Raw genomic sequence first — 2,896 nt, 5'->3', positions numbered from 1 at the left:
CGTGAAGCGCTGGTAGAAGCTTCACCTTTGCGACCTTCCGACGCGCGGCGGAACGCGCATCGACTCTGCCGTCCGGCAGGCGTAAGACCTGACAAATAGTAGGGCTATTCGGAAGGATCCGGCTGTGGAAATTGATGCGCTGCTGCTCTCGCGCCTGCAGTTCGCTTTCACCGTCTCGTACCACATCCTCTTTCCGGCCTTCACGATCGGCCTGGCGGCCTTTCTGGCGGTGCTGGAGGGGCTGTGGCTCTGGACCAAACGGGACGCCTTCAAGACCCTGTATCTGTTCTGGGTGAAGATCTTCGCCATCAGCTTCGGCATGGGCGTCGTCTCGGGCATCGTGCTCAGCTACCAGTTCGGCACCAACTGGTCCGAGTTCATCCGCATCACCGGCGGGGTCATCGGGCCGCTGCTGGCCTATGAGGTCCTGACCGCCTTCTTCCTTGAGGCCTCCTTCCTCGGCGTCATGCTGTTCGGCTGGAAGAAGGTGGGGCCGCGGCTGCACTTCCTGGCCACCGTCCTGGTCGCCGTCGGCACCTCGATCTCGGCCTTCTGGATCCTGTCGGCCAACAGCTGGATGCAGACGCCGCAGGGCTTCGAAGTCCTCGCCGACGGCACCATGCGGGCGACCGACTTCGCCGCCGTCATCTTCAATCCCAGCTTCCCTTCGCGCCTCGTGCACATGCTGCTGGCCGCCTTCCTGACCACCGGCCTGGTGGTCGGCGCCGCCTCGGCCTACCGGGTGCTGAAGGAGCGCGCGAAGGGCCCCGTCGAGGGCTGGACCGAAAGCCGGATCGGACTGGTCATGGCCATCGGCCTGGTCGCCGTCGTCGCGCCGCTGCAACTGGTCGCCGGCCACTGGTCGGGCGAGGTCGCGCACGAGCATCAGCCGCTGAAGACCGCCGCCATCGAGGGCTATTGGGAGACCCGCGCCGACCAACCGCTGCACCTGTTCGGCATCCCCGACCGCGCGGCCCAGAAGAACCATCTGGAGGTCTCGATCCCGGGCATCGGCAACATGATCCAGAACGTGCCCAAGGACGAGGTCATCAAGGGCCTGGACCAGTGGGCGCCCGACGACCAGCCGCCGGTCGCCATCCCCTTCTTCGCCTTCCGCGTCATGGTCGGCCTGGGCCTGCTGATGATCGCGCTGGGACTGGGCGGGGCCTGGCTCCATTGGCGCAAGCGGCTGTTCGACAGTCCGTGGTTCCTGCGCTTCTGCGTGGCCATGGGGCCGTCCGGCTTCCTCGCCGTGCTGGCGGGCTGGATGGTGACCGAGGTCGGGCGCCAGCCGTGGCTGGTCTACGGCGTGCTGCGCACCCGCGACGCGGTCTCGCCGGTCACGACCGCCGAGGTCGCGACCAGCCTGATCGCCTACATCAGCGTCTATGCGGTGGTCTTCACCGCCGGCGCCATCTTCATCCTGCGCCTGATGGCCGAAGGTCCCGTAGCCGCCGCGGCCGAGCCTGATCCGCGTCAGGACCGCGCCCCCGGCTCGGCCCTGGCCAAGGCGCCGGCGGACACCACTCCCGGAGAGGACGCGTGATGCTGGACCTGCCGCTGATCTGGGCCGGGCTGATCGCCACGGCCGTCCTCCTCTACGTCGTCCTCGACGGCTTCGACCTCGGGGTCGGCATCCTGTTCCCCTTCGCCAGGCGCAAGGAAGAGCGGGATGTGATGATGAACACCGTCGCCCCCGTTTGGGACGGCAACGAGACCTGGCTGGTGCTGGGCGGCGGCGGCCTGCTGGCGGCCTTCCCCGGCGCCTTCTCGGTGCTGATGCCGGCCCTCTATCTGCCGGTGCTGCTGATGCTGGCGGGCCTGATCCTGCGCGGCGTGGCGTTCGAGTTCCGCTTCCGCGCCCGGGATCGGGGCCGCAAATTCTGGACCCAGATGTTCGCCGGCGGCTCGATCCTGACGGCGGTGGCGCAGGGCCTGATCCTGGGCGGCTTCATCCAGGGCGTGACCGTTCAGGGCGGCCGGTTCGCGGGCGGGACCTTCGACTGGCTGACGCCCTACAGCCTGCTGGTCGCGGCGGGCCTGGTGGCCGGCTACGCCCTGCTGGGCGGGGCCTGGCTGATGATGAAGACCAAGGACAACCTGCACGGCGACGCCAAGCGCTGGACCCTGATCTCGGCGGGGGCCGTCGCGGCCCTGCTGGCGGCGGTCAGCCTGGCGACCCTGTACATCCATCCGCGCATCGCCAGCCGCTGGGGCTTCGATCTCAGCAACGGCTTCGCCATCGACTGGGCCGCGCTGGCGCCGTTGCTGGTCATCCCGGCGGTCGGCCTGGCCGGGCTGGCGATGGTCTTCGTGATGGCCCGCAAGGGCTCGCACCGCTGGCCTTTCGTGGGCGCGATCGCGGTCTTCCTGTCCGGCTATCTCGGACTGGCGGCCAGCTTCGTGCCCTATGTCGCCCCCTATGCGCTGGACTACCGGCAGGCGGCGGCGCCCGACAACGCGCTGGCCCTGATGCTGTGGGGCACGGCGTTCATCCTGCCGCTGATCCTGATCTACACGGCCTGGGTCTACTGGGTCTTCCGCGGCAAGGTCGATGAGGAGTCCGGCTATCATCATTGAACCCGTTCCCCCGCCCGGGCCCGGCGAAGCCGGCGGCCCGCTGTGGAAGAAGCTGGCGTGGTTCGTGGCCCTGGCGGTCGCGGCTTCGGCGGTGACCGCCATTGTCGCCTATGGTCTCAGGGCCTTGCCGTTCATGGGCTGAGGGGCGAAGGTCGCGGTCATGAAAGTCTCTGTCGCGTCCGCCGCCGCCGCCCTTCTCCTCGCCGGAGCCGTCCAGGCCCAGACGGCGCCCCCCAGCGGGGCCCAGACCCCGACCCCAGCGCCCGCGCCCGCCGTCGCGCCCGGCGCGGACTTCACCCGCGACCTGAACGCTGGT

General features: G+C 69.1%; 3 protein-coding genes. All 3 read left to right on the top strand.

Annotation, left to right across the window (positions count from 1 at the left end; all coding sequences use genetic code 11):
* Positions 1–124 precede the first annotated feature (124 nt).
* Genes Q0C81_RS17820 through Q0C81_RS17810 form a run of 3 tightly spaced genes read left to right on the top strand, consistent with a single transcriptional unit; the run spans position 125 to position 2,722 of the window.
* On the top strand, positions 125–1,546 hold the full coding sequence (locus Q0C81_RS17820) for a cytochrome ubiquinol oxidase subunit I (RefSeq protein WP_291841117.1): 1,422 nt from the start codon (positions 125–127) through the stop codon (positions 1,544–1,546).
* Entirely contained in the window at positions 1,546–2,580 is a 1,035-nt protein-coding gene (gene cydB, locus Q0C81_RS17815) for a cytochrome d ubiquinol oxidase subunit II (protein ID WP_291841115.1), read from the top strand. Before Q0C81_RS17820 ends, cydB begins: the two co-directional genes overlap by 1 nt.
* Positions 2,555–2,722: a hypothetical protein gene (locus Q0C81_RS17810; protein ID WP_291841113.1), complete on the top strand. Its 168-nt coding sequence runs from the start codon at positions 2,555–2,557 to the stop codon at positions 2,720–2,722. Before cydB ends, Q0C81_RS17810 begins: the two co-directional genes overlap by 26 nt.
* Positions 2,723–2,896 lie beyond the last annotated feature (174 nt).

It is taken from the genome of Brevundimonas sp., assembly GCF_023259385.1.
Taxonomy (GTDB): Bacteria; Pseudomonadota; Alphaproteobacteria; order Caulobacterales; family Caulobacteraceae; genus Brevundimonas.
This window is presented reverse-complemented; position numbering and strand designations above follow the sequence as displayed.

What these genes read in the sequence shown, in the direction of transcription:
- cydB (WP_291841115.1), top strand. Translation starts at nt 1,546, where the DNA reads ATGCTGGACCTGCCGCTGATCTGGGCCGGGCTGATCGCCACGGCCGTC.
- Q0C81_RS17810 (WP_291841113.1), top strand. Translation starts at nt 2,555, where the DNA reads ATGAGGAGTCCGGCTATCATCATTGAACCCGTTCCCCCGCCCGGGCCC.